At 65.2% G+C, this 23,186-nt stretch carries 26 protein-coding genes; 24 read left to right on the forward strand and 2 right to left on the reverse strand.

Annotation, left to right across the window (positions count from 1 at the left end):
- Positions 1-35: 35 nt before the first annotated feature.
- Positions 36-1,160: a DUF3667 domain-containing protein gene (locus ASD73_RS04905; protein ID WP_056368657.1), complete on the reverse strand. Its 1,125-nt coding sequence runs from the start codon at positions 1,158-1,160 to the stop codon at positions 36-38.
- 79 nt (positions 1,161-1,239) lie between these two features.
- Between ASD73_RS04905 and ASD73_RS04910 the strand changes: the two genes are divergently transcribed.
- From ASD73_RS04910 to ASD73_RS04955, 10 genes are all read left to right on the forward strand, one after another.
- On the forward strand, positions 1,240-2,526 hold the full coding sequence (locus tag ASD73_RS04910) for a glutamate-5-semialdehyde dehydrogenase (RefSeq protein ID WP_082521360.1): 1,287 nt from the start codon (positions 1,240-1,242) through the stop codon (positions 2,524-2,526).
- Positions 2,523-3,149, forward strand: coding sequence for a hypothetical protein (locus tag ASD73_RS04915; RefSeq protein ID WP_056368655.1), 627 nt, complete (start codon positions 2,523-2,525; stop codon positions 3,147-3,149). Before ASD73_RS04910 ends, ASD73_RS04915 begins: the two co-directional genes overlap by 4 nt.
- A gap of 7 nt (positions 3,150-3,156) precedes the next feature.
- Positions 3,157-3,810 (forward strand): nicotinate-nucleotide adenylyltransferase, encoded by a 654-nt coding sequence (locus tag ASD73_RS04920; protein WP_056368653.1) that lies wholly within the window; start codon positions 3,157-3,159, stop codon positions 3,808-3,810.
- The gene (rsfS, locus tag ASD73_RS04925; protein ID WP_156377288.1) at positions 3,807-4,205 is read left to right on the forward strand and encodes a ribosome silencing factor; all 399 of its coding nucleotides are present in this window, start codon (positions 3,807-3,809) and stop codon (positions 4,203-4,205) included. Before ASD73_RS04920 ends, rsfS begins: the two co-directional genes overlap by 4 nt.
- Before the next feature lie 33 nt (positions 4,206-4,238).
- Positions 4,239-4,667 (forward strand): 23S rRNA (pseudouridine(1915)-N(3))-methyltransferase RlmH, encoded by a 429-nt coding sequence (locus tag ASD73_RS04930; RefSeq protein WP_056368651.1) that lies wholly within the window; start codon positions 4,239-4,241, stop codon positions 4,665-4,667.
- Between the two features lie 17 nt (positions 4,668-4,684).
- Positions 4,685-5,878 carry a murein hydrolase activator EnvC family protein gene (locus ASD73_RS04935; RefSeq protein ID WP_235534154.1) on the forward strand — a complete coding sequence of 398 codons (1,194 nt, stop codon included), beginning with the start codon at positions 4,685-4,687 and terminating at the stop codon, positions 5,876-5,878.
- Between the two features lie 134 nt (positions 5,879-6,012).
- Entirely contained in the window at positions 6,013-7,425 is a 1,413-nt protein-coding gene (locus ASD73_RS04940) for a S41 family peptidase (protein ID WP_443027950.1), read from the forward strand.
- 12 nt (positions 7,426-7,437) lie between these two features.
- On the forward strand, positions 7,438-7,920 hold the full coding sequence (locus ASD73_RS04945; RefSeq protein WP_056368646.1) for a disulfide bond formation protein B: 483 nt from the start codon (positions 7,438-7,440) through the stop codon (positions 7,918-7,920).
- Positions 7,917-8,432 carry a demethoxyubiquinone hydroxylase family protein gene (locus ASD73_RS04950; RefSeq protein WP_056368644.1) on the forward strand — a complete coding sequence of 172 codons (516 nt, stop codon included), beginning with the start codon at positions 7,917-7,919 and terminating at the stop codon, positions 8,430-8,432. The genes ASD73_RS04945 and ASD73_RS04950 overlap by 4 nt, the downstream gene beginning before the upstream one ends.
- Positions 8,433-8,511: 79 nt before the next feature.
- Complete coding sequence (locus ASD73_RS04955; protein WP_056368643.1) at positions 8,512-9,117, forward strand: hypothetical protein; 606 nt, start codon at positions 8,512-8,514, stop codon at positions 9,115-9,117.
- A 56-nt stretch (positions 9,118-9,173) separates the two neighbouring features.
- Here ASD73_RS04955 and ASD73_RS04960 read toward each other — a convergent pair whose 3' ends face one another.
- The gene (locus ASD73_RS04960) at positions 9,174-11,111 is read right to left on the reverse strand and encodes a S9 family peptidase (RefSeq protein ID WP_056368641.1); all 1,938 of its coding nucleotides are present in this window, start codon (positions 11,109-11,111) and stop codon (positions 9,174-9,176) included.
- Between the two features lie 374 nt (positions 11,112-11,485).
- Between ASD73_RS04960 and ASD73_RS04965 the strand changes: the two genes are divergently transcribed.
- The 14 genes from ASD73_RS04965 (at position 11,486) to ASD73_RS05025 (ending at position 23,052) form a co-directional block, all read left to right on the forward strand.
- Entirely contained in the window at positions 11,486-11,806 is a 321-nt protein-coding gene (locus ASD73_RS04965; RefSeq protein WP_235534156.1) for a hypothetical protein, read from the forward strand.
- Between the two features lie 54 nt (positions 11,807-11,860).
- Entirely contained in the window at positions 11,861-13,204 is a 1,344-nt protein-coding gene (locus ASD73_RS04970; protein WP_056368637.1) for a TldD/PmbA family protein, read from the forward strand.
- A gap of 11 nt (positions 13,205-13,215) precedes the next feature.
- Positions 13,216-14,007 (forward strand): inositol monophosphatase family protein, encoded by a 792-nt coding sequence (locus ASD73_RS04975; RefSeq protein WP_056368635.1) that lies wholly within the window; start codon positions 13,216-13,218, stop codon positions 14,005-14,007.
- 200 nt (positions 14,008-14,207) lie between these two features.
- Entirely contained in the window at positions 14,208-14,576 is a 369-nt protein-coding gene (gene rpsM, locus ASD73_RS04980; RefSeq protein ID WP_037513891.1) for a 30S ribosomal protein S13, read from the forward strand.
- 102 nt (positions 14,577-14,678) lie between these two features.
- Positions 14,679-15,068 carry a 30S ribosomal protein S11 gene (rpsK, locus tag ASD73_RS04985; protein WP_003040416.1) on the forward strand — a complete coding sequence of 130 codons (390 nt, stop codon included), beginning with the start codon at positions 14,679-14,681 and terminating at the stop codon, positions 15,066-15,068.
- 99 nt (positions 15,069-15,167) lie between these two features.
- Entirely contained in the window at positions 15,168-16,226 is a 1,059-nt protein-coding gene (locus tag ASD73_RS04990; protein ID WP_056368633.1) for a DNA-directed RNA polymerase subunit alpha, read from the forward strand.
- 112 nt (positions 16,227-16,338) lie between these two features.
- The gene (rplQ, locus tag ASD73_RS04995; RefSeq protein ID WP_056368631.1) at positions 16,339-16,761 is read left to right on the forward strand and encodes a 50S ribosomal protein L17; all 423 of its coding nucleotides are present in this window, start codon (positions 16,339-16,341) and stop codon (positions 16,759-16,761) included.
- Positions 16,762-16,981: 220 nt separating this feature from the next.
- The gene (locus ASD73_RS05000) at positions 16,982-19,141 is read left to right on the forward strand and encodes a prolyl oligopeptidase family serine peptidase (RefSeq protein WP_056368629.1); all 2,160 of its coding nucleotides are present in this window, start codon (positions 16,982-16,984) and stop codon (positions 19,139-19,141) included.
- Positions 19,141-19,629, forward strand: coding sequence for a GAF domain-containing protein (locus ASD73_RS05005; protein ID WP_056368628.1), 489 nt, complete (start codon positions 19,141-19,143; stop codon positions 19,627-19,629). The genes ASD73_RS05000 and ASD73_RS05005 overlap by 1 nt, the downstream gene beginning before the upstream one ends.
- A 115-nt stretch (positions 19,630-19,744) precedes the next feature.
- Positions 19,745-20,566 carry a glycine zipper 2TM domain-containing protein gene (locus ASD73_RS05010; protein WP_056368626.1) on the forward strand — a complete coding sequence of 274 codons (822 nt, stop codon included), beginning with the start codon at positions 19,745-19,747 and terminating at the stop codon, positions 20,564-20,566.
- Positions 20,567-20,759: 193 nt separating this feature from the next.
- Positions 20,760-21,296, forward strand: coding sequence for a hypothetical protein (locus ASD73_RS05015; protein WP_056368624.1), 537 nt, complete (start codon positions 20,760-20,762; stop codon positions 21,294-21,296).
- 182 nt (positions 21,297-21,478) lie between these two features.
- Positions 21,479-22,021, forward strand: coding sequence for a hypothetical protein (locus ASD73_RS05020; protein ID WP_056368623.1), 543 nt, complete (start codon positions 21,479-21,481; stop codon positions 22,019-22,021).
- A 122-nt stretch (positions 22,022-22,143) separates the two neighbouring features.
- On the forward strand, positions 22,144-22,284 hold the full coding sequence (locus tag ASD73_RS23150) for a hypothetical protein (RefSeq protein ID WP_156407301.1): 141 nt from the start codon (positions 22,144-22,146) through the stop codon (positions 22,282-22,284).
- A gap of 312 nt (positions 22,285-22,596) precedes the next feature.
- The gene (locus ASD73_RS05025; RefSeq protein ID WP_056368621.1) at positions 22,597-23,052 is read left to right on the forward strand and encodes a PilZ domain-containing protein; all 456 of its coding nucleotides are present in this window, start codon (positions 22,597-22,599) and stop codon (positions 23,050-23,052) included.
- Positions 23,053-23,186 lie beyond the last annotated feature (134 nt).

Genomic DNA, 23,186 nt, shown 5'->3' on the forward strand with positions numbered 1-23,186 from the left:
CGGGTCTTTGCCCCGCCTTTGTGACGATTCGGGTGCTATCCCATCACCCCGAGCGCGAGCAGCAGGAGCATGAACATGACGACCGCATGCAGACTGAAAAAGAGAAGCAAGGTCGCGCGAACAAGGGCGCCGAGCCGTGACGAACGATAGGCGCCGCGCAGCTGCCGATACATATGAAAGGGCACATAGAGCATCGCGAACGCCGTCGCGACATCGCCGAATATCGTCAGGTTTAGCAAGCGCACAACAACGAACAACAGCAGCATGAAGCTGATCGAATAAGTGACAAAGACGAAATGGTCGTAGGTGTGAAAGCGGCGGCTGAACGGAAAGAGCAGCCACATGAAGGGCAGTGACAGCGGGATCAGCGCCCATGCGAATTTATAGGCGTTCGCCTGCAGTTTGTAGAATATGAGCGCGGGGTTCGCGATCGCCTTTTCCAACCCATGGTCGATGAACGGCACACCGGTGTTGACCCTGGTGCGCGAGACGAACTCGACGCTGGTCATCACCTGCCTGGCGGGATTTTCAAGCACCGGCGGCCCCGTGTCGCGCTCATTTTTACTCAGGCGTCGTGCCACGCCGAGATAGTCGGCGCTCTTCTGAAGCGTTTCGCGCTCCTCCTCCAGTAATCGCCGCTCGGTGGCAGGCAGGCTCTTGTCGGCGAGCCGTACATCGATGCGATCGGCTTCCTCATGGAAACTTTCCTTAAGCGCGTTCGATCGCGTCTGCTCGGCCGCGGCCTTGGCGATTCCCTCGCCCACCCCACCGCCGCTGCCGACGATCGCGAGCACCGCGTAGGTTAGGAACACCGCGAACAGGAACAACGCGAGCGGCGAGATGAAACGCGCGCGCTCGCCATGGATATAGCGCCGCGTCAGGTCGCCCGGCCGCCAGCTGAGCAAAGGCAGCGTGTTCCAGACCTTGCCTTCGAAATGGAAGATCGCATGAACCAGATCGTGCCCGATCGCACCAAAGCTCCGATGCACGTCAGCGCGCTGGCCGCAATAATGGCAGTGCGAGCCCGCCAGGCTGGTGCCGCAGTTGAGACAGCGCGCGGGCGCATCACCGCTCGCCGTTCCGCCATGACGCGGCTCGACCGCATGCCCTGCCAACCCTGCGGTCACCGCCGCCCCGATGCCTTCGATGTCCCCGCTCATGGCGCCCTGCCTAAAGGCGCGCGACGCAGGGTGCAACGGGACTTTCGGGGGTCACGTAAAACGTGATAGTGGCAGCGCCATGAACGCCGAAGCCCTCACCGCCCCGCCGATGCCCGGCGATGTCGCCGCCCTGATCGCCGACATGGGTGCGCGCGCGCGCGCCGCGTCGAAGCTGCTCGCGCTGGCGGCGGCGGCCGACAAGGCGGCGGGACTGGTTGCGGCGGCGGCGCAGATTCGCTGGCGGGCGGCGGATATTCTTGCCGCCAATGCCGAGGATATGGCCGTGGGACAGAAGAACGGCCTGTCGGGCGCGATGCTCGACCGGCTGCGGCTCGACGAGGGACGGCTTGCCGCGATCGCCGATGCTATCGACGATGTGGCCGCGCTGCCCGATCCGTCGGGCGCCGAAATCGACCGTGTGACGCGGCCGAACGGGCTGGTGCTGAGCCGCGTGCGGGTGCCGCTTGGCGTCGTCGGCATCATCTATGAAAGCCGCCCCAATGTGACCGCCGATGCGGCGGCGCTCGGGCTGATGTCGGGCAACGCCGTGATCCTGCGCGGCGGCAGCGAGGCTGTGCATTCGAACCGCGCGCTTCATGCCGCGTTCGCCGCGGGGCTGGTCGAGGCGGGGCTGCCCGCCGATGCGGTGCAGCTCGTGCCGACGCAGGACCGCGCCGCGGTCGGCGCGATGCTGCGCGCGCAGGGGCTGATCGACATCATCATCCCGCGCGGCGGCAAGGGCCTCGTCGCGCGCGTGCAGGACGAGGCGCGCGTGCCCGTGCTCGCGCATCTCGACGGGATCAACCATCTCTATATCGACGGCGCCGCCGATCCCGCGAAAGCGGTCGAACTCGCAGTCAACGCCAAGATGCGCCGCACCGGCGTCTGCGGCGCAACCGAGACGATCCTGATCGACCGCGCCTATCCCGCGCCGCTCGCGATCGTCGACGCGCTGGTCAAGGCAGGCTGCGAAGTGCGCGGCGACAAGGCGGTTGCGGCGCTAAGCCCGCATGTCGATGCCGCGTCGGCGGGCGACTGGGACACCGAATATCTCGACGCGATCGTCTCGATCGCGATGGTCGACGGCCTATCCGGCGCGCTCGCGCATATCGACGCGCATTCGAGCAAGCATACCGACGCGATCGTCACCGAGGATGCCGCCGCCGCCGACCGCTTCCTGACCGGTGTCGACAGCGCGATCGTGATGCACAACGCTTCGACGCAGTTCGCCGACGGTGGCGAATTCGGCCTCGGCGCCGAAATCGGCATCGCCACAGGACGCTTGCATGCGCGGGGACCGGTCGCGCTAGAGGGGCTGACGACGTATAAATGGCTGGTGCGCGGCACGGGACAGGTCCGGCCTTGAACTCCGACCAGCGCTGCAAAAAGGCGAGATGGTTTCGCTGGTCGCTGGCCTTCTTGCTGATTGCAGTCACGCCTTTTCTGTGGCTCCTCTCGCGCGATGCGTTTCTCATGCTGCGTGCCAGCGACGGCGAAGGCGAAGTGGCGGCGCGCGGGATACTGGTCGAGCGCTTCCAACAAACCATCGAGAACTCGAAGGTCGCTCGCAATACGCGAACGCCCATGCGCCTTACGATGCTTCTCGATCCCGACTGTTTTATCATTGATGGAGCAAGGCTTCGCGTCAGCGCTACACCACCGACCGCATCCAGTCTGCGTGAAGGCAAATTGCCATCATTCGACGAACTCTTCTTCGAGCATCGATCCTTGGCTGAGCGGCAAACCGCAAAGTTCGCAGCATACAAGAATATCTCGGAAAACTTTTCGACGGGGGAGCTTTCCCTGTTCAACGCCTGCATGGCGGCGACCCCTTTTGCCGCATGGTGTGAAGAACGCGTAGCCGCGCGACTGGATCACGGATACGATCGGGCGCTCGCCGACGTAACGGCCTTCTTCGGCACCAAACTCCCGCTGGCTCATGAAAAAGGCCGTTATTGCTACACGATGCCAGCTCGGATCGGCGAGTGAAACGCCCATGATCCCCACCGGCCTCCTCGGCGGCAGCTTCAATCCCGCGCATGGCGGGCATCGCGCGATCAGTTTGAATGCGATCGACGCGCTCGGCCTCGACGAGCTGTGGTGGCTGGTGTCGCCGGGCAATCCGCTGAAGCCCAAGGCGGGCATGGCATCGCTCCCCGCGCGCCTCGGCTCGGCGCAGCGCGCGGCGCGGCGGTCGCCGATTCGCGCGACCGCGATCGAGGCCGAACTCGGCACGCGATACACGATCGATACGCTCAAAAAGCTTGTCCAACGTTACCCGAACCGGCAGTTTATCTGGATCATGGGGGCCGACAATTTGGTCCAGCTGCCCCAATGGCGCGACTGGCGGGGGATCGCGCGACTCATGCCGATTGCGGTTATCGCGCGTCCGGGCTATAATGACCGCGCCCACGCAAGACGTGCGATGGGTTGGCTTCGGCGCTTCGTCCGGCCCGCGGACCAGAAATTACATTGGACGGACTGGAGACCGCCCGCCCTCGTGTTCCTGCGATTTTCGCCCGATGTGCGATCCGCAACTGCGATACGGCAGGCCAACCCCCGCTGGTTCGAACGCTATGAAGGCCGCGCCTTGCGCGACCCGCTGACGCGTTCGCGGCTTGTGGACACGAACAGGAAAGGACGCATTTGATCTCCGCAACCCAGGATGCCGCCAATGGCGCCGCATCCGCCAACGACAATGTGGACACGCTCCACGCACTGATCCTCCACCAGCTGGATGAGGACCAGGCCCAGGAAACCATTTCCATCCCGCTTGCCGGCAAAAGCAGCATCGCCGATCATATGGTGATCGCGAGCGGCCGGTCGACGCGCCATGTCTCGGCCATTGCCGAGAAACTGGCACAGCGGATCAAGCAGGAAGCGGGCCGCCAGGTTCGCGTCGAAGGACTGCCCAATGCCGATTGGGTGCTGCTCGATGCGGGCGATGTCATCGTCCACCTGTTCCGTCCCGAGGTGCGCAGCTTCTATAACCTCGAGCGCATGTGGTCGTTCGGCGACGCGCCGCCGGTTACTGCTGCAAATTGACGTCCGCCCCGCCTACCGGCTAGGCGGACGCTCATGTTGCTGCACATCATCGCGCGCGGGCGCATCGGGCGCGGGCCCGAGGCCGAGCTGGTCGAGCGCTATATGAAGCGCGTGACCTGGGCGCAGAAGATTTCGGAGCTTCCCGATACGGGCGGCCGCATGCCCGCCGCGGTGGAGAATAGCCGCACCATCTTGCTCGACGAGGGCGGCGACCAGATGTCGTCGCTCGAATTTGCCAAATTGCTCGAAAAATGGCGCGACGGCGGGGTGCGCGAGGCGCGCTTCTGCCTCGGCGCCGCCGATGGCTTCACGCCCGAGGAGCGCGAGGGCGCCGACAAGGTCATCGCCTTTGGCCGCGCGACCTGGCCGCATCTGATGGCCCGCGCGATGCTCGCCGAGCAATTGTGGCGCGCGACGAGCATCGTCGCGAACCACCCCTATCATCGTGAGGGCCGCCAGTGAGGCGCGCGCTTGCCGCCTTGGCTATCATCGCCGTTTTCGGCGGCGCGGCGTTTGCGCTGGCGCCTAGCGACGTCTTCGATCCGCAGGCGATTGCGGCGCACGAGCGCACGCAGTTGATCGACGCCAAGCAACAGTCTGCGGCAGCGATGGCGCGCAGCGCATTGCTCGAAAAACAGGCGGTGGCGGCGGGCAGCGAGGCCGACCGGCTGAAGAAACGCAGCGCCGCGCTCGCCGCACGCATCCAGTCGGCCGAGGCCGACATCAGCGCCGGCGAAGCCCGGGTTGCTCTCGTGAGCCGCCGTCTTGGGGGTCAGCGCGCGCGGCTGGCGCAGCAACAACAACCCTTGCTCGAACTCGCGGCCTCGCTTCAGCAATTGAGCCGCCAGCCCCCCGTCAGTGTGCTCGCGCAGCCGGGATCGCTGACCGACATGGTGCACGCGCGCGCGGTGATCGACGCCGCGATGCCGGTGATCGAACGCCGCACCGCCGGGGCACGGCGTGAACTCGGAGCGCTGCAGACGGTGCGGCAGCAGCAGGCGGTGGCGTTGAAGGCGCTGTCTGCCAGCAAGACGCAGCTCGCGGCGCGCCGCGATGCGCTCACACGGCTCGAAAATGAAGGCCGGCTTCGCTCTCGCGAACTGATGAGCAGCGCGCAGCTTGAGGCAGACCGGGCGCTTGGGCTCGGTGAAAAGGCGCGCGACATCGTCGACCTGATGGATTCGCTCGAAGCCGATGGCGCGGTGCGTGCCGAACTCGCGAAGCTCGCCGGCCCGCTACCGCGCCCGCGCAATCCCGCGGGCAGCGTCACCAGTGCCGCGCCGCTCGCCGCGGAGGAAGCCGAATTGGCAGAGGGCGCCTATCGCCTGCCCGTCGTCGGACGCATCGTCGCGGGGCTTGGCGAGGTTAACGAAAGCGGCGTCCGATCGCGCGGCGTCACCATCGCGGCGCGCCCGGGCGGGCAGGTGGTCGCCCCCGCCCCGGGGCGCGTCGGATTTGCCGGCGATTATCGCGGCTATGGAAAGATCGTGATCATCGACCATGGCGGCGGCTGGGTGTCGCTGCTTACCGGCATGATCGCGCTGTCGGTCGGAGTCGGCGATACGGTGGACGCAGGGGCGCCGATCGGCCGCGCGGGGTCGGACGACAGCCGCATCACCGTCGAGCTCCGCCGTGCCGGCCGTCCCGTCGACATTGTCGCGATGATCGGCTGAGCGGTACCGTTAATCGCCCGTTCGGCCGCTGTCTCGCATAGGGATGCACCGCTTGACGCCCGCAGATTTGCGTAGGAGGATGGCGTGCCGGGGATTATAAGGCGGGATTGTTCTCGCGTGACTGAAAGACGCCCATGACCGAATCGACCAAGACCGCCGTGTCCGGAACCTCTTCGTCCCCACGGCGCCGCTTCGCCTTGTGGCAGGGCGCCGCCGCGCTCTCGACGCTGGCGCTCGTTCCGCTCGCGACCGGCGCGATGGCGACCGTCGATTCGAAGACGCAGGAAGAAATTTCGCGCTTCATGGACGTCTATCTCGAGGTCAAATCCAACTATGTCGAACCGGTCGACGATTCGAAGCTGATCGAAGGCGCGATCAACGGCATGCTCGCCAGCCTCGACCCGCATTCGGGCTATCTCGACGCGCGCGGCTTTTCGAACCTGCGCACGCAGACCGATGGCGAATATGGCGGGCTGGGCCTGTCGGTGACGATGGAAGACGGCGTGGTGAAGGTCATCGCGCCGACCGCCGACACCCCGGCCGACAAGGCGGGGATCAAGGCGGGCGATTATATCACGCACATCAACAAGGAACTGATTTTCGGCCTGACGCTCGACGAGGCGGTCGAACAGATGCGCGGGCGTCCGGGCACCGAGATCGGGATCACCGTCGTCCGCGAAGGCCAGGACAAGCCGATCGAAATGACGCTGACGCGCGAAATCATCGACCTGAAGCCCGTGAAGTGGGAAGTCAGCGGCGATGTCGGCGTGCTCACCGTGACCAGCTTCTCGGCCGACGCGACGACCGACCTCAAGGCCGCGATGATGGCGGTTGAAAAATCGCTCGGCAAGAAACCGCGCGGCTGGATCCTCGACCTCCGCTCGAACCCCGGCGGGCTGCTCGACGAAGCCGTCGGGATCAGCGACCTGTTCCTCGAACGCGGCGAGATCGTTTCGCAGCGCGGCCGCAAGAAGGGCGATATCGAACGCTATTTCGCCGAACCCGGCGACCTCGCCGGCGGCGCGCCGGTCGTCGTGCTGATCGACTCGGGATCGGCCTCCGCCTCCGAAATCGTCGCGGGCGCGTTGCAAGACCAGCACCGCGCGGTCGTGATGGGCGAACGCAGCTTCGGCAAGGGATCGGTGCAGACCGTCCTGCCGCTGACCGACACCACCGCGCTGCGCCTGACCACCGCGCGTTATTACACGCCGTCGGGCCGCAGCGTGCAGGAAGGCGGGATCGAACCCGATATCCGCGTGCCGCAAATTTCGGATCCTGACTATGCCTCGCGGCCGAAGTTCCGCGAGAGCGACCTGCGCCGCCACCTCGTCAACGAAAAGAAGGTCGACAACGGCCTGCTCGAAAAAGACGAAAAGGCCGATCCGCGCTTCACCGCGACCGCCGCCGACCTGAAAGCGAAGGGCATCGAGGACTTCCAGCTGCATTATGCGCTGCAGACGATCGGGCGTATCAACCCGATGGCACCGCGCATGGCGCAGGGCAGCAAGCCGCCGGTCAAGCCCGCCAAGCCGACCGCACGCAACTAAGGGGCGCGGGGCATGCTGAACTCGCGGCTTTCCGCGCCCGTCGTCGCGTTTCTCGCGCCGCTCCTGCTCTACGGCGGCGCGCTCGTGTCGCAATATGGCTTTGGCCTGCACCCGTGTGAGATGTGTTACTGGCAGCGCTGGCCGCATCAGGCTGCAATCCTCTTCGCGCTGCTCGCGCTGCTGCTGCGCCACAACGACAAGGCGATGCGTGCGCTCACCCTTCTCGCGGCGGTCGCGATCGCGGTGAGCGGCGCGATCGGCATCTTTCACGCCGGGGTCGAATATGGCTTCTGGGAAGGCGTCACGACCTGCGCGACCGGCGCTGCGGGCCCCGTGTCGCTCGATTCGATCATGAACGCGCCGCTGATCCGCTGCGACACCGCGCAGTGGACGTTGCTGGGCATCTCGCTCGCGGGTTTCAACGCAATCTTCTCGCTGGGCGCGGCCGCGTTCGTCTTGACCTTGCTGCGCCGGAAGACCACATCGGCGGCATGAGGAACAAGCGCACCGCATCGATGATCCGCGTCGACCAGGCGGGCGAATATGGCGCAACGCGCATCTACGCCGGCCAACTCGCGGTGATGGGCGACCGCCACCCGATGGCGCGCGAGATCGCGCATATGGCCGAACAGGAAGAGCGGCATCGCAAATTCTTCGACGACATGATCGCCAGGCGCGGTGTGCGCCCGACCGCGCTCCAGCCTTTCTGGAGCGTCGCGGGCTTTGCATTGGGCGCAGTGACCGCCGCGATGGGCCCACGCGCCGCGATGGCGTGCACCGCCGCGGTCGAGACCGAGATCGATCGTCATTACCAGCACCAGCTCGACGAACTGGGCGACAGCGATCCCGAACTCAGCGCCGCGGTCGACGAATTCCGCGCCGAGGAACTGGAGCATAAGGAAGCCGCGCTTGCGGCGGGTGCCGAGAGCGCGCCCGGTTACCCGGTCCTGAGCTTTGCGATCCGCGCGGGCTGCCGTGCAGCCATCGCGCTGTCGAAACGTATCTGATAGAATAACCGCCGGCGCCGTTCACGACGGATGCAGGTAGCGGCTGCCATGCCGCCCGAAACGACAAAGGAAGATCGAGATGACCCGCCTCCCCCTGTTCGCGCTGATCCTCGCCGGCAGCGCCGCCGCCCTGCCCGCTGCGGCACAGCAAACCGTGGTCGAGGGCGAAAAGGTCAATCAGGTCGTCGTCTACGGCGACGACCAATGCCCCAAAGGGGCAGCTGACGAAATTCTGGTCTGCGCGAAGCTTCCCGAAACCGAACGCTATCGCGTTCCAGAGATGCTCCGCGGCAATCCGCTGGACGTCCGCAACGAAGCCTGGGCGAACAAGGTTGTTGCGGTCGAACGCATTGGCCGCTTTGGCACCGACAGCTGCTCGCCCACCGGCCTCGGTGGCTTCACCGGCTGTACGCAGGCGCTGGTCGCCGGCGCGAAGGCCGAACGCCAGGCGGCGAACAAGACCGACTGGCAGACGATGATCGCCGACGAACGCGCCAAGCGCATCGCGGGCATCGACTCCGCGTCGGACGAAGTCGAAGCCGCGGTGGTCGCCGAGGAACGCGCGCTCGCCGAACGGCAAAAGGCGGCCGAGGAGCTCGAGCGTCAGGCAAGCGGCCAGGCTCCCGCGCCGACCGCCCCTGACGAAGCCGACGCACAGCCGCTGCCGACCCCGCCGAAAAACTAAGCCGGCTTTCCGGCGAGCGGTCGCGCCCGGCATTCGCCGGAGGGTGACACCCGCCGTCAGTTTAACAGATATGTTTGCCAGAAGAGCAGCGAAGACCAGAATGTGTAGTCCACATTCTCCTTCTTGCCCCACTGGTGCCCCTCGTTCGTCGCCACCAGATGCCAGGCGGTGCCGCCCCCCTTGCGCACCGCGGCCACGACCTGATCCGCTTCGGACGCAGGCACGCGCGGGTCGTTGGCGCCGGTGACGACAAACAACGGTTTGCGGATGTCGGCAACGCGCGTGAGCGGCGAGATTTCCGTCAGCTTCCGGCGCTGCGCGGGATCGCGCTCGTCGCCATATTCGACGCGGCGCAGATCGCGGCGATATTCCTGCGTATTCTCCAGGAAGGTCACGAAGTCGGAGATGGCGACGACGCAGAGGTTCGCGCGCAGCTTGTCGGCGAAATGCGTCGCGGCGGCGTAGCACATATAACCGCCATAGCTGCGCCCGGTCAGGCCGAAGCGCGACGCGTCGAGCCGCGTGTCCTTGGCGAGGACATCGAGGAACACCCCCATGTCCTTGACGCTGTCCTCGCGCTTGAACGGCCCGTTGTCGAGCCCGACGAAGCGCTTGCCATAACCGGTCGAGCCGCGGACGTTCGGGTAGAAATAGGCGACCCCCAGCTCATTGACGATATAGTTGGTGCTGCCGAGATATTCGGGGCGCCACTGGCTTTCCGGCCCGCCGTGGACATGCATGATCAGCGGCCGTTTGCCTGGAAATTTCGCAGGATCGGGGCGATAGAGAAAGCCCGACATCTCGGTGCCGTCAAAACTCTTGATGCTGACCAGCTCGGGTTCGATGTTGCGCGCGACGTTCAGTCCGCCGGTTTCGCTCTGCGTCCAGCGCGTCACGGCGAGCGTTTCGGGGTCAATGCTATAGGCATCGGCCGCGCTGCGCGCCGACGTGAAACCGATGCCGATCGCGCCCCACGGTGCGATATCTATATGCCCTATGACGCCCGCGGGCAGCGCATCGACCGTGCGCGCCCGGCCGCTCGCGACGTCGAGCACGCGCAGCCGGCTCACGCCCGCCTCATTGACCGCATAGGCGATGAATCGTCCGTCGCCCGAGATGTCGAATGCCTCGACATCCCATTTTTCCGCCGGGCCGCGCGGCGTGAAGGCGCCGGTCCCGGGATCGAGCGTGCCGAGGCGCTGCACGTCGCTGCCGGCGTCGCTCGCCACCCAGATCGTGCCGTCGGGCGCGAAGGAGGCGCCGCTGAAAGCGATCTCCTTTGCGTGATTGCCGACCGGCATCATCTTTCCGCTCGCAAGGTCGAGACGGAACAGATCGGTCTTTTCGACCGACGCCGAGCGCTGGACGAGCGCCCAGCTCTTGTCGGGCGCGAAACCTGCGACCGACCAGCCGTTGCTGTCGACCTGCCCGGCCAGCCGTGCCGACGCGGGGTCGCGCGGGTTCATGACATAAATATCATTGTCGCGGCCGTTACGGCGGGTCGAAGTGAACGCGACGAGGCTGCCGTCCTTGCTCCACGCGTCGAGCGAATTGCGGCTCTTGCCGTCGGTCAGCATCGTCAGCCGGCCATCCTTTATCGCGAAAATCTGATAAAATTCGCTGCCGCCGATGTCCTTTTCGATCAGCATCACATCGCCGGTCCCGGGCGACCAGCCGCCATGCGAAACCGGTTCGGCCTCGAAGGTCAGCTGCTCGCGCGCGCCGAGCGGCCGCGTGACGCGGTGAAGCTGTGCCGTGTTACCGAAACGCGTCGCGATGAGCATCGACCGGTCTGCGGGGTTCCAGCCGACGAAGGCTGCGGTGCGATATTCGAGATAGGGCCGGGTTGCCGCCGCCAGCACCGCGGGCACTTCGGGCACACCGTCGGCGACAAGCGCGGCGGGCTTCGGTTCGGCGGCCGGCGCCTCTTCCCCGGCGGCCAGCGCAGGGGCAAAGGGCAAGGCAAGGGCGGCCAGAACGGCGAGATGACGCATGATAGATTTCCCCGGTTTCCTGGAATGGACGGATAGGACCTAGACGCTACCGCCGCCTGCTCCGGAAGCAAGTCGACCAACCGCAGACCCGGCTCGACCATTGACCGCATTTATGAGCCGATAAGGCGATGAATATGGCCGTTTTTGCAGTATTTTTGCAGTCTAGCGCGATTCAGTTGCGAATCCGCGCCGAACCGAGTGCAAAAATTAACGAATCGCTGGCAAGCTGTCTTGACTTGGGAATTTTTGGGGCAAAACGTGCGGTTCTGGGAATCGCCAGCCTAGGGGGCTGTAACATGGCATCAGCATTTGGACCGCGCCTATGGAGGCGCACGACCGTCAGTGTGCCGCCGGCACGGAGTCTCGGTCGCCGAATGACGTGGCACGCCGCCGCCGCGCTCCTCGCTTTTGCCGCCTTGCAGATCTGGCTCGTGATGAGCGCGGTCGCCGCCGGGGCGCCGTCTGCTTTCATCGTCGTGGCGTTGATCATGCTCCTCGTGCTCGCCCTGCCCGTCGCGCGCTCGACCGAACGGCACTGGTATCGCCTCAGCCGTCAGGCGCTCGCCAGCTGGGGCCTGCATGCGCGCTTCCGCCGCGACGTCCGCCGTCTGTGGGTCGCGGCACTCACGCTGCCCTTCCTGTGGATCAGCGGCGCGATGGCCGCCACCGACGCCATCGCGAAGATCGCGAACTGACCCTTTTTCAGCGCTGGTTTTGATTTTTTGCCGCGCGCCGTATAGGGCGCGGCCATGCTGACCGTTTCCGAAGCCCTCGACCGCGCGCAGATGCTGTGCGACGCCGCCGCGAAAGCCGGCGCCGATGCCGCCGACGCGCTCTATTATTGCAACGCCGCGACCTCGGTCTCGATGCGGCTCGGCGCGCTCGAGGATGTCGAGCGGTCCGAGGGGCAGGATATTTCGCTGCGCGTCTTCGTCGGCCAGCGTAGCGCCAGCGTATCGACCGCCGACATGGACGCGGGCGAGCTCGCCAAGCTGGTCGAGCGCTGCGTTGCGATGGCGCGCGAGGCGCCCGAGGATCCCTATGCCGGGCTCGCGCCCGAAGAGTTGCTGTTCAAGGGTATCATCCCCGATTTCGACCTCGACGATAACAGCGAAGCCGACCCCGCCGCGCTGCGCGAAGCGGCGCTCGCGGTCGAAGAAGCGGCGCGCGCCGTCGCGGGCGTGACCAACAGCGAAGGCGGCAGCGCGAGCCACAGCCGCACGCGCTTCGCGCTCGCGACCAGCCACGGCTTTGCCGGCGGTTACGGTTCGAGCGGCCACAGCCTGTCGGCGAGCGTCATCGCAGGCGAAGGCGCGAGCATGCAGCGCGATTATGGCTGGCACAGCGCGCATCACCTGACTGACCTCGAAAGCACCGCCGACATCGGCGCCCGTGCTGGCACCCGCGCCGTCGCGCGGCTGAACCCGGGCAAGGCGCCGAACGGCAAGGTCCCGGTCCTGCTCGACCCGCGGGTCAGCGGCGGCATCGTCGGCCATCTGCTCGGCGCGATCGCCGGCCCCGCGATCGCACGAGGGACGAGCTTCCTGCTCGGCAAGGAAGACCAGATCTTGTTTGACAGCGGCATCGTCATCCGCGACGAGCCGCATCGCCCGCGCGGCCTGCGCAGCCGCGCCTTCGACGGCGAGGGCCTGCCGACCGCCGCGCGCAATCTGGTCGAGGGCGGCAAGATCACCGGCTGGCTGCTCGACACCGCCTCGGCGAAGCAGCTTGGGCTGGCACCCACCGGCCATGCGAGCCGCGGCGGCGGCGCATCGGGGGTCGGTGCGAGCAACCTGAACCTCGCGGCGGGCAGTGTGACGCCTGCGGCGTTAATGGAGGGCATCGCCGACGGCGTTTATATCACCGAACTGATCGGCCACGGCGTCAACGCCGTGACCGGCGATTACAGCCGCGGCGCATCGGGTTTCCTGATCAAGGACGGCGTGCTCGCCGGCCCGATCGCCGAATTCACCATCGCGGGCAATCTGATCGACATGTTCGCGGCGCTGATCCCCGCGAACGACCTCGAATTCCGCCACGGCACCAACGCGCCGACGCTGCGCATCGACGGCATGACCGTCGCGTCGAGCTAGGACCGGCGCCGATGCCCGGCCGCAACCTCGAAGCCGCGATCGCCGCGACCCGCGAAGTCGGCGACATGGCGATGGCGCGCTGGCGCGGCGAGGGGCAAGCGGTCAATGTCTGGAACAAGTCGCACGACAATCCGGTCAGCGATGTCGATCTTGCAGTCGACGCGCGGCTGAAGGCGGTGCTCGGCGCGATGGTGCCCGAGGCGGGATGGCTGTCCGAAGAGACCGCCGATAACGCCGACCGCCTCTCGTGCCGCGCGATGTGGTGCGTCGACCCGATCGACGGCACGCGTGATTTCATCCGCGGCCGGCCCGGCTGGTGCGTGTCGGTCGCGCTCGTGATCGACGGCACGCCTGAGTTCGGCATCCTATATGCCCCCGCGCTCGACGAATTATGGGTCGCGCAAAAGGGCCAGGGCGCACTGCTCAATGGCGAAACCCTGCACGCCAGCCGGCGCACGCAGTTCGCGGGTTCGCGCGTCCCCGCCGACACGCTGCCCAAGGTCGATAGCGACCTCGTCATCGTCACCAAGCCGAACAGCATTGCATTGCGCATGGCGCTCGTCGCCGATGACCGCGCCGACCTCGTTGCGACGCTGCGCTGGGGGTTCGAGTGGGACGTCGCAGCCTCGGCGCTGATCGCCAGCGAGGCTGGAGCCACCGTGACCGACGCGTTCGGAGCCCCTTTGCGCTTCAATACCCCGCGCGCCCAGGCGTTCGGCGTCATCGCTTGCGCCCCCGAAATCCATGCCGCCGTCGTCGACCGCTTGCATGATCGGGCGGTCGCTCTTACATCGCCATCCTGAGCAATAATCTACGGCCTCAAACCACCGCACTTCGCTTGACAATCGGGCCGACTCACCTTAGTTGCGCGTCCATTCCGACAGCCTGACCGGACGGCGAAGCGCCTGCGTGCGCATCGTGGTCCGTTTTTTGCGTTGGAAAATCAGACGCTTTGAGATGGGGCCGATTGCCTACGGCCCCGTGGAGCAGGAGAAAGTTACCAATGGCACGTATTGCGGGCGTCAACTTGCCCACCAACAAGCGCGTAATCATCGCGCTCACCTACATCCACGGCATTGGTCGCAAGAGCGCTGTCGACATCGCCAACAAGCTGGGCATCGACCACACGCGTCGCGTTCAGGATCTTTCGGATGCCGAAATCCTGCAGATCCGCGAAACGCTCGACGCCGACCACACGGTCGAGGGTGATCTTCGCCGTAACACGGCGATGAACATCAAGCGCCTGATGGACCTCGCCTGCTATCGCGGCCTGCGTCATCGCAAGGGCCTTCCGGTCCGCGGCCAGCGCACGCACACCAATGCGCGCACTCGCAAGGGCAAGGCCAAGGCGATCGCCGGTAAGAAGAAGTAAGGTATGAGCGCGTCCGTCCGGGCGCGCTTCCTTATTTCCCCTGCCGGGGCAGCGGCGCATCGCCCGCCACCGGCCATTCAGGATTTAGGTTAGGAATACATCATGGCTCGTGAACCGCAGCGCCTTCGTCGGCGCGAACGCAAAAACATCTCGTCGGGCGTGGCCCACGTCAACGCGACCTTCAACAACACGATGATCACCATCACCGACGCGCAGGGCAACGCAATTGCCTGGTCGAGCGCCGGCATGATGGGCTTCAAGGGAAGCCGCAAGTCGACCCCGTATGCGGCGCAGGTTTGCGCCGAAGACGCCGGCAAGAAGGCCGCCGAACATGGCGTCCGTACGCTGGAAGTCGAAGTCAAGGGCCCGGGTGCGGGTCGCGAATCGGCTCTCCGCGCGCTGCAGGCCGTCGGGTTCCACATCACGTCGATCCGCGACGTGACGCCGATCCCGCACAATGGCGTCCGCCCGGCCAAGCGCCGCCGCGTCTGACGTCTTTCGGGCACGCTCCGCCGGAGCGCCGCCCGTACAAAAATCCTCGCTGGACAGGTGGTCGACCCCACTCGTCCCGCCCAAAGCAAAGGGAAATCCATGACTGTCAATATCCGGAACTGGCAGGAATTGAAGAAGCCCAGCAACCTGGAAATCAAGGCTGGCAGCGACGGCAAGCGCAAGGCGACCTTCGTCGCCGAACCGCTCGAGCGCGGCTTCGGCCTGACGCTCGGCAACGCGCTGCGCCGCGTGTTGCTCTCGTCGCTCCAGGGTGCGGCTATCACGTCGATCAAGATCGAGAACGTGCTCCACGAATTCTCGAGCCTGACCGGCGTGCGTGAAGATGTCACCGACATCGTCCTCAACGTGAAGCAGATCGCGCTCAAGATGGAAGGCGAAGGCCCGAAGCGGCTCCAGCTTTCGGCAACCGGTCCCGCGACCGTCAAGGCCGGCGACATCATGGTGTCGGGCGACATCAAGGTGATGAACCCGAACCACGTCATCTGCCACCTCGACGACGGTGCGACGCTGAACATGGAACTCGTTGCCGACACCGGCAAGGGTTACGTCCCCGCGACCGCCAACCGTCCGATCGACGCGCCGATCGGCCTGATCCCGGTCGACTCGCTCTACTCGCCCGTGCGCCAGGTCGCCTACAAGGTCGACAATGCCCGCATCGGCCAGGAACTGGACTATGACAAGCTGAACCTGACCGTCGAAACCGACGGCACGATCACCCCGGAAGACGCCGTCGCTTACGCCGCGCGCATCCTCCAGGACCAGCTCCAGGTCTTCGTCCACTTCGAAGAAGCGATGAATGACAGCGGCCTCATCGGCATGGCGGCCTCGCCGACCACCGCCGATGAATCGGACGTCAACCAGCTCAACCGCTTCCTTCTCAAGAAGGTCGACGAGCTCGAACTGTCGGTCCGTTCGGCGAACTGCCTCAAGAACGACAACATCATCTATATCGGTGATCTCGTTCAGAAGACCGAAGCCGAAATGCTTCGCACGCCGAACTTCGGCCGCAAGTCCTTGAACGAAATCAAGGAAGTGCTGTCGTCGATGGGCCTGCGCCTCGGCATGGACATCCCCGGCTGGCCGCCGGAGAATATCGAAGAAATGGCCAAGAAGCTCGAACAAGAGCTCCTCGGCTGATCGAGATAGCGCCCCGGTTCGCCGGGGCGTCATCCAACGGGAATGGGTCGGCCCGCAATCGACCTGGTCTGGGCTACCTCACACGGGCCCTTAACGAACGAAGGAAAGAATTATGCGTCATAAATCGGGTGGCCGGAAGCTTCAGCGCACGAGCGCGCATCGCACGGCCCTGTTCCGCAACATGTCGGCTTCGCTCATCAAGCATGAGCAGATCACGACAACCGTCGCCAAGGCGAAGGAACTGCGTCCCTATATCGAAAAGCTGGTGACGCTCGCCAAGCGCGGTGGCCTTGCCAACCGTCGCCTCGCGAACAGCCGCCTGCTCGACGACACGCAGCTCAAGAAGCTGTTCGACGTCCTGGCCGAGCGCTACAAGGACCGCAACGGCGGCTACACCCGCGTGATCAAGGCCGGCATCCGCGCCTCGGACGCGGCGACGATGGCGATCATTGAATTCGTCGATCGCGACGTCGATGCCAAGGGCCAGGACTCGGGTCCCGTCGAACAGTATGACGACGAGCTGGCCGAAGCCTGAGCTTCGCGTCTTCGCTAACAGATCAAGGGCGGCGTCCGGTGGGACAGCCGCCCTTTTTCTTTGGGGGTGACAAGTCCGCTTCCCACCCCAAAGCCGACATCCGCATGGATGAAAAGCCGTGCCTGCCGCAGGGACGGGAAAACCCTCTTGCCCGGCCCTTGCCGATGCCTACATATCGGCGCACGATAATTTCTCCCCAGAACATGAGGATCGCCTTGCCATGTCCCGTAAAGCCCTGTCCGCGCCGCTGGCGCTGGTTGCCCTTACGATGACCCCGGGCGCAGCAGCGGCGGCCGATGCCGCCGCGACATCGGCGACGTCCAAGGCATTGACCTATCCCGACACCGCGCGCGGCGACACGGTCGATCCGCAGTTCGGCGTCGGCGTCGCCGACCCGTATCGCTGGCTCGAGGACGATGTGCGTGTCAATCCGAAGGTCGCCGACTGGGTCGCGGCGCAGAACAAGGTCACCGACAGCTATCTGGAGACGCTGCCGGGCCGCGACACGTTCAGGGAGCGGATGACCGAGCTCTATAATTATGAGCGCTTCGGACTGCCGACGAAGGCCGGGACGCGCTATTTCTATAGCCGGAACGACGGGCTGCAACCGCAGTCGGTGCTCTATGTCCGCGAAGGGTTGAAGGGCGAAGGCCGCGTGCTGATCGACCCCAATAGCTGGGCGAAGGACGGTGCGACCGCGCTCGGCGAATGGAACCCGTCGGAGGATGGCAAATATCTTCTCTATTCGGTGCAGGACGGCGGCACCGACTGGCGCATCGTGCGCGTCAAGGACGTCGCGACCGGGCAGGATCTTCCCGACGAGGTGCGCTGGGTCAAATTCTCGGCGCTCGACTGGGCGAAGGACGGCAGCGGCTTTTATTATTCGCGCTTCCCAGAGCCCAAAGAGGGTGAAGCGTTCCAGTCATTGAACGAAAATCACAGCGTCTATTTCCACACGCTCGGGACGCCGCAAAGCGAAGACGTGCTGATCCACGCCACCCCCGACAAGCCCAAACTCAACAACAGCGCGGTGGTCACCGACGACGGCCAATATCTGCTCGTCGTCTCGTCCGAAGGGACCGACGAGCGCTATGGCCTGACCCTCCATCCGCTCGGCAAGCGCGGCGCCAAGCCGATCGCCCTCGTCGACGATTTCGCGAACAACTGGGAGTATGTCACCAACCAGGGCACGCGCTTTACCTTCGTCACCAACCAGGGCGCGCCGCGCGGACGCATTGTGTCGATGGACATCAAAAAACCCGCCTCGCTGACACAGCTGGTCGGCGAGAATGAGGCAACGCTGGTCGGCGCATCGCGCGTCGGGGACCGCCTGATCCTCTCCTACCTGGGTGATGCGAAGTCGGAGGCGCGCATGGTCGCCTTGAACGGCAAGCCAGTCGCCAACATCCGGCTCGCCGACATCGGCGCGGCAAAGGGCTTTGGCGGCAAGTCGAGCGACCCCGAGACCTTCTATGAATTTTCAAGTTACGCGCGCCCGACGACGATCTACCGCTTCGACACGCAGACCGGGAAGAGCGAGATTTTCGCCGAACCGAAGCTGACCTTCAAGCCCGCCGACTTCAGTGTCGAACAGCGTTTCTACAAGTCGAAGGATGGCACCGAGGTGCCGATGTTCATTGTAATGAAGAAGGGTCTCGACCGCAGCAAGGGATCGCCGACGCTGCTGTACGGTTATGGCGGCTTCAACGTTTCGATGACCCCCGGCTTTTCACCTACCAAGCTCGCGTGGGTCGACAAGGGCGGCGTGCTCGCGATCGCGAACCTCCGCGGTGGCGGCGAATATGGCAAGGCATGGCACGACGCCGGCCGGCTCGACAAGAAGCAGAATGTCTTCGACGATTTCATCGCCGCGGGCGAATATCTGATCGCCGAAGGCATCGCGGGCAAAGGCCAGATCGCGATCGAAGGCGGATCAAACGGCGGGCTGCTCGTCGGCGCGGTGACCAACCAGCGCCCTGACCTGTTCGCCGCGGCGCTGCCGGCGGTCGGGGTGATGGACATGCTGCGCTTCGACCGCTTCACCGCGGGGCGCTATTGGGTCGACGATTATGGCTATCCGTCGAAGGAAGGCGATTTCAAGAACCTGCTCGCTTATTCGCCGTACCACAATATCAAGGACGGCACCGCCTATCCTGCGGTATTGGTGACGACCGCCGACACCGACGACCGCGTCGTCCCGGGGCACAGCTTCAAATATACCGCCGCGCTCCAGCATGCGAAGGCGGGTGACAAGCCGCACCTGATCCGCGTCGAAACGCGCGCCGGACACGGCAGCGGCAAGCCCACCGACAAGATCATCGCCGAGGCGGCCGACAAATATGCCTTCGCGGCGAAGTGGACCGGGCTGAGCGTCGAATAATGTCCTATGCCCTGTCCTTCTCCGCGACCGACTCCGCCGAACTCTGGGCCGAGGCGGGCGACGCCGCGGCGGCGCTCGTCGCGGGCGAGCCCGACGGCATCGCCAATATGGCGAATGTCGCGGCGCTGATCTGGCAGGCGATCCCCGACCTCAACTGGGCGGGCTTCTATCGCTTCGACGGTCAGGAACTGGTGCTCGGCCCGTTCCAGGGCAAGGCGGCGTGCATCCGCATTCCGCTCGACAAAGGGGTGTGCGGCGCCGCCGCGCGGCTGCGCGCGACTCAGCGCGTCGACGATGTCCATGCCTTCCCCGGCCATATCGCGTGCGACGCCGACAGCCGCAGCGAACTGGTCGTGCCGGTGATCGCGAACGACCGACTGGTCGGCGTGCTCGACCTCGACAGCCCGATCCCTGACCGCTTCACCGCCGCCGACCAGGCGGGCGCAGAAGCGCTCGTCGTGCGCATCGCGACCGCGCTCGCGGCCTGAATCCCGCCCCAAATCGGGACAGATAAGTCACGGTTAACGGATTCGCGACGAATCGCTAAATTTGCTAACAAACTGTTAACCAATCGGTTCGGGCCGGTGGAACAGGGAGTAAGTCATGCGCACGTTCGTGTTGTTGGGAATGGCCGCAGGGTCGTTGTTGCTGGCGGGGCGCGCCGGAGCCGAACAGCCCGCGCTCGACTATGGTGTTCCCGCCGATCCCGATAGCCGCGTCTACACCGGCTATCCCGACCGCGTACCGAGCGAAGTCGATTATCGCCACGTCAACGGCACCTATGACGCCGAGGGCCGCTGGACCGGCACCTGGGACGGTACGTACGAGACATCCGACGGCCGCCGTTACGAAGGCCGTTATGAAGGCACGATCGAGGGCCATGGCGCGGGTTACCCGCCGCCGCCCGCCTATGAACCCTACTATCAGGGCGGCTATGACGCCCGTTACGACGAAGAGATGGAACGCCGCTGTGGCCGGGGGGGCACAGTGGGCGGCGCGGTTGTCGGCGGGCTCGTGGGGGGCATCGCCGGCAACCGCATAGCCGGACGCGGCGATCGCACCGCGGGCACGCTGATCGGCGCCGGGGTCGGCGCCCTTGCCGGATCGGCGATCGGCAATGCGTCGGACAAGAAGAAGTGCGACGAATATTGGTCAAACCGCACTGTCCGCTATCGCCATGATGGCGGCAATTATCAGGGTGGATATTATCCCGGCGGCTATTCGACGAGCTATCAATATGGCGGCTATGGCTACGGCTATTACACCCCTGGCGTCGTCGTCACGACGATCATCAACGGCGCCCCGATCGTCACCGAAACGGTCGAGACGAGCACGCGCACCTATTATGAAAATGTCCCGGTGCGGAAACGCTATGTCGCGAAGAAAAAGTGGAAGCCACGGCCTAAGCCGCGCTGCGTCTGCTGATACCCAGGAACAGGTCTGGTCACCTATAACTGGTCCCAAGGCCCGTCATCCGTTCGGATGGCGGGCCTTTCCATATCGGGACTCGGCTCGCCGCGCGCCGGCCACGGTTCAGCGGCGCGAAAGCATCGCGCGCGTAGGGCGGTGACATTGCGGGCTGGACCATCCTGAGCCCGCCGAAGGGGAGTTTCCCTCGATGCGTAAATTGACCAGCATCACCACCGCGGCGGCGATCGTCCTGACCTCGGTCGGCCTCAGCGCCGTCCCCGCCGAAGCGCGCGGGCGCCATCATGGCGGCTGGGGTTATCGCGACCGCAACCATATCAGCACCGGAGAGGTGCTCGGCGGGCTGCTCGTCATCGGCACGATCGCCGCGATCGCGAGCTCGGTGGGCAAGGACAAGCGCGAACGCGCGCCCGATTATCGTTACGAGCCGCCCTATCGCGGCGACGACCAGCGGCTGGAGGTGCCGCGTTACGAACCCGATGCACCGAATGACATCACACCCGGCGCCTATGGCCGCGGCGAGGCCGAAAGCCGCGCCGCCGACGCGTGCAGCTGGGCGGTCGAGGGCGAGATGGGCGACGACGCCCGCGTCGACAGCATCACCGGGACCGAACCGAATAACGGCGGCTGGTACGTCACCGGCACCGCTTCGCGCCTCGGCGGCGAGGTGAGCAGCTTTGGCTGCAGCTACCGCAACGGCCGCGTCGTCGACGTCAATTTTGGCTGACGCTATTCAACGACCGGTAAACGGCCTCTCGCCCATGGCGAGGGGCCTTTTCTTTATGAACGCCAGCGAAACCAAGTCTGAACCCCAGATAAGCAGCGGGTTCAGCGCCTTGTCACAGCCGAATCGGTAAACAGTCTCCAACAGGCCGCGACGCTGCCGCCTGCGCTTAAGGAGACCGAACCATGGCTATCAAGACCACCCTGACCAAGGCCGCAATTGGTGCGGCCACCGCCGGCGCGATGCTGATGAGCGCCGCCCCCGCGGTCGCGCGCGATCGCTATGACCGCGACGGGATCAGCGCGGGCGAAATCATCGCCGGCGCCGTCGTGATCGGCGGCCTCGCCGCGATCCTGTCGAGCGGCGACAACGACCGCTATGATCGTTACGACCGCGACGCCCGTTACGACGATCGCTATCGCGGCCGCTATGACGATGCCCGCTACGGCTATGGCTATGACTATAACCGCTATGGCAACAGCCGCAGCGCGGTCAGCCAGTGCGTCAATTCGGTCGAGCGCGGCAGCCGCCGCTATGGCCGTATCGACGTGACCGAGGTGACGAGCATCGACCGCAAGCGTGACGGTTACCGCGTCAAGGGCCGCGTCATCGTCCGCGACGGTTATGGCGGCCGCTGGGGCCGCGGCGGATCGTACGACAAGGGCAAGTTCACCTGCGAGATTCGCTATGGACGCGTCCAGGACATCCGCTTCTCGGGCCTCGGCTAACCGTTAAAGCCCCTCTCCTTTAGGGGAGGGGCTTTAACTTTGTTCGCGTTGGAAGGCATGAGGCGGCATGATTAAACAGAGCCTGCTCGCCGTACTGCTGCTCACCGCGGCCTTCGCGAAAGATGAAAGCCCGCCGCCGACCGGCGCGGCTGAAGGCCACGCCAAGGAACAGAATTGGCAGGTCGCGGCTGCTCAACAACGATATCGTCGACGGCATTCACGGCACCGATGGCTTGATCGTCGCGGGCGCGTCCGCGTGTTAAGTCCGCGTGTTAAGGACGCTGCCGCCTGTCGGCTGTACTGGCGCCGCGCCGACGCAACGACTGGTCCGGCCGCCGGGTCGTCCCGTCGGATGCTACGAGGTCGTGTTGTCCGGTGCGATCGTCGACGATAATTTCTTTGTTGTTTCAGCGCTTTCCGTAGACGGCAGCGAAAGCATCGTCACTTTTGACGGGCTGCCGCCGGCGCAATAATTACCGAACACGCTATACGAAAATTTACCTTCTGCCTTTACGACTATCTGCGGACCACAATATCGGCCGGCGTGGGGGTCGGGCGACAGAGATGAGTCGCGCATGTCCAGTCCCGAGGCTTCCCCTGCCTCATCCGTTTCTCCCGACAAACGCCAGCGGCGTCAGTCGCGCCTGGTAAAGGGCGCGCTTGCCTGCACGCGACTCGGGCAATTCGATGTAACGATCCGCAACGTGTCCGAAACCGGTATCGGCGGACAGGGGCCCGTCGCCCTTAATATCGGCGAGCGAATCACGGTGTTTCTGCCAGGTCACGACCCGATGCTGGGCACCGTCCGCTGGGTGGTCGACAAAAGATTTGGCATCGAAACCGACCGGACGATCGACACGACATTGCTCCGCGCCGCGCACGGCGGGGCGGCTCCGGCGACCCATGCCGTCCCCTCGGGCTTCGAGATCGTCCCACCCCCCAGCGCTCCCGCACGCCGGCCCGGCCTCGTCCTCGGCGCTGCCCAGCCGGCGCACTCCGGCCGCAGCGTGTGGCAAGGCAAACGGCAGTGAAGCAGTTTGGCGTTGGGGGCGGTGAGCTAATGTTTCTAACATCCGTTGTTCCCGCGGAAGTGGGAATGACGAAAGAAGAAAGAGCGCGGCCACGCCCGATCTTGAACGGCCGGACGGAAGCGCTTCCTTTGGCC

The organism is Sphingopyxis sp. Root154, from assembly GCF_001427105.1.
Taxonomy (GTDB): domain Bacteria; phylum Pseudomonadota; class Alphaproteobacteria; order Sphingomonadales; family Sphingomonadaceae; genus Sphingopyxis.

Coding starts and splice junctions, on each gene's coding strand:
- ASD73_RS05015 (WP_056368624.1), top strand. CDS start 20,760: ATGCGTAAATTGACCAGCATCACCACCGCGGCGGCGATCGTCCTGACC.
- rplQ (WP_056368631.1), top strand. CDS start 16,339: ATGCGTCATAAATCGGGTGGCCGGAAGCTTCAGCGCACGAGCGCGCAT.
- ASD73_RS04930 (WP_056368651.1), top strand. CDS start 4,239: ATGTTGCTGCACATCATCGCGCGCGGGCGCATCGGGCGCGGGCCCGAG.
- ASD73_RS05000 (WP_056368629.1), top strand. CDS start 16,982: ATGTCCCGTAAAGCCCTGTCCGCGCCGCTGGCGCTGGTTGCCCTTACG.
- ASD73_RS04975 (WP_056368635.1), top strand. CDS start 13,216: ATGCCCGGCCGCAACCTCGAAGCCGCGATCGCCGCGACCCGCGAAGTC.
- ASD73_RS04970 (WP_056368637.1), top strand. CDS start 11,861: ATGCTGACCGTTTCCGAAGCCCTCGACCGCGCGCAGATGCTGTGCGAC.
- ASD73_RS04965 (WP_235534156.1), top strand. CDS start 11,486: ATGACGTGGCACGCCGCCGCCGCGCTCCTCGCTTTTGCCGCCTTGCAG.
- ASD73_RS04955 (WP_056368643.1), top strand. CDS start 8,512: ATGACCCGCCTCCCCCTGTTCGCGCTGATCCTCGCCGGCAGCGCCGCC.
- ASD73_RS23150 (WP_156407301.1), top strand. CDS start 22,144: ATGAAAGCCCGCCGCCGACCGGCGCGGCTGAAGGCCACGCCAAGGAAC.
- ASD73_RS04960 (WP_056368641.1), bottom strand. CDS start 11,111: ATGCGTCATCTCGCCGTTCTGGCCGCCCTTGCCTTGCCCTTTGCCCCT.
- ASD73_RS04910 (WP_082521360.1), top strand. CDS start 1,240: ATGAACGCCGAAGCCCTCACCGCCCCGCCGATGCCCGGCGATGTCGCC.
- ASD73_RS04950 (WP_056368644.1), top strand. CDS start 7,917: ATGAGGAACAAGCGCACCGCATCGATGATCCGCGTCGACCAGGCGGGC.
- ASD73_RS04945 (WP_056368646.1), top strand. CDS start 7,438: ATGCTGAACTCGCGGCTTTCCGCGCCCGTCGTCGCGTTTCTCGCGCCG.
- rpsK (WP_003040416.1), top strand. CDS start 14,679: ATGGCTCGTGAACCGCAGCGCCTTCGTCGGCGCGAACGCAAAAACATC.
- ASD73_RS04920 (WP_056368653.1), top strand. CDS start 3,157: ATGATCCCCACCGGCCTCCTCGGCGGCAGCTTCAATCCCGCGCATGGC.
- ASD73_RS05005 (WP_056368628.1), top strand. CDS start 19,141: ATGTCCTATGCCCTGTCCTTCTCCGCGACCGACTCCGCCGAACTCTGG.
- ASD73_RS04990 (WP_056368633.1), top strand. CDS start 15,168: ATGACTGTCAATATCCGGAACTGGCAGGAATTGAAGAAGCCCAGCAAC.
- rpsM (WP_037513891.1), top strand. CDS start 14,208: ATGGCACGTATTGCGGGCGTCAACTTGCCCACCAACAAGCGCGTAATC.
- ASD73_RS05010 (WP_056368626.1), top strand. CDS start 19,745: ATGCGCACGTTCGTGTTGTTGGGAATGGCCGCAGGGTCGTTGTTGCTG.
- ASD73_RS05025 (WP_056368621.1), top strand. CDS start 22,597: ATGTCCAGTCCCGAGGCTTCCCCTGCCTCATCCGTTTCTCCCGACAAA.
- ASD73_RS04940 (WP_443027950.1), top strand. CDS start 6,013: ATGACCGAATCGACCAAGACCGCCGTGTCCGGAACCTCTTCGTCCCCA.
- ASD73_RS05020 (WP_056368623.1), top strand. CDS start 21,479: ATGGCTATCAAGACCACCCTGACCAAGGCCGCAATTGGTGCGGCCACC.
- ASD73_RS04905 (WP_056368657.1), bottom strand. CDS start 1,160: ATGAGCGGGGACATCGAAGGCATCGGGGCGGCGGTGACCGCAGGGTTG.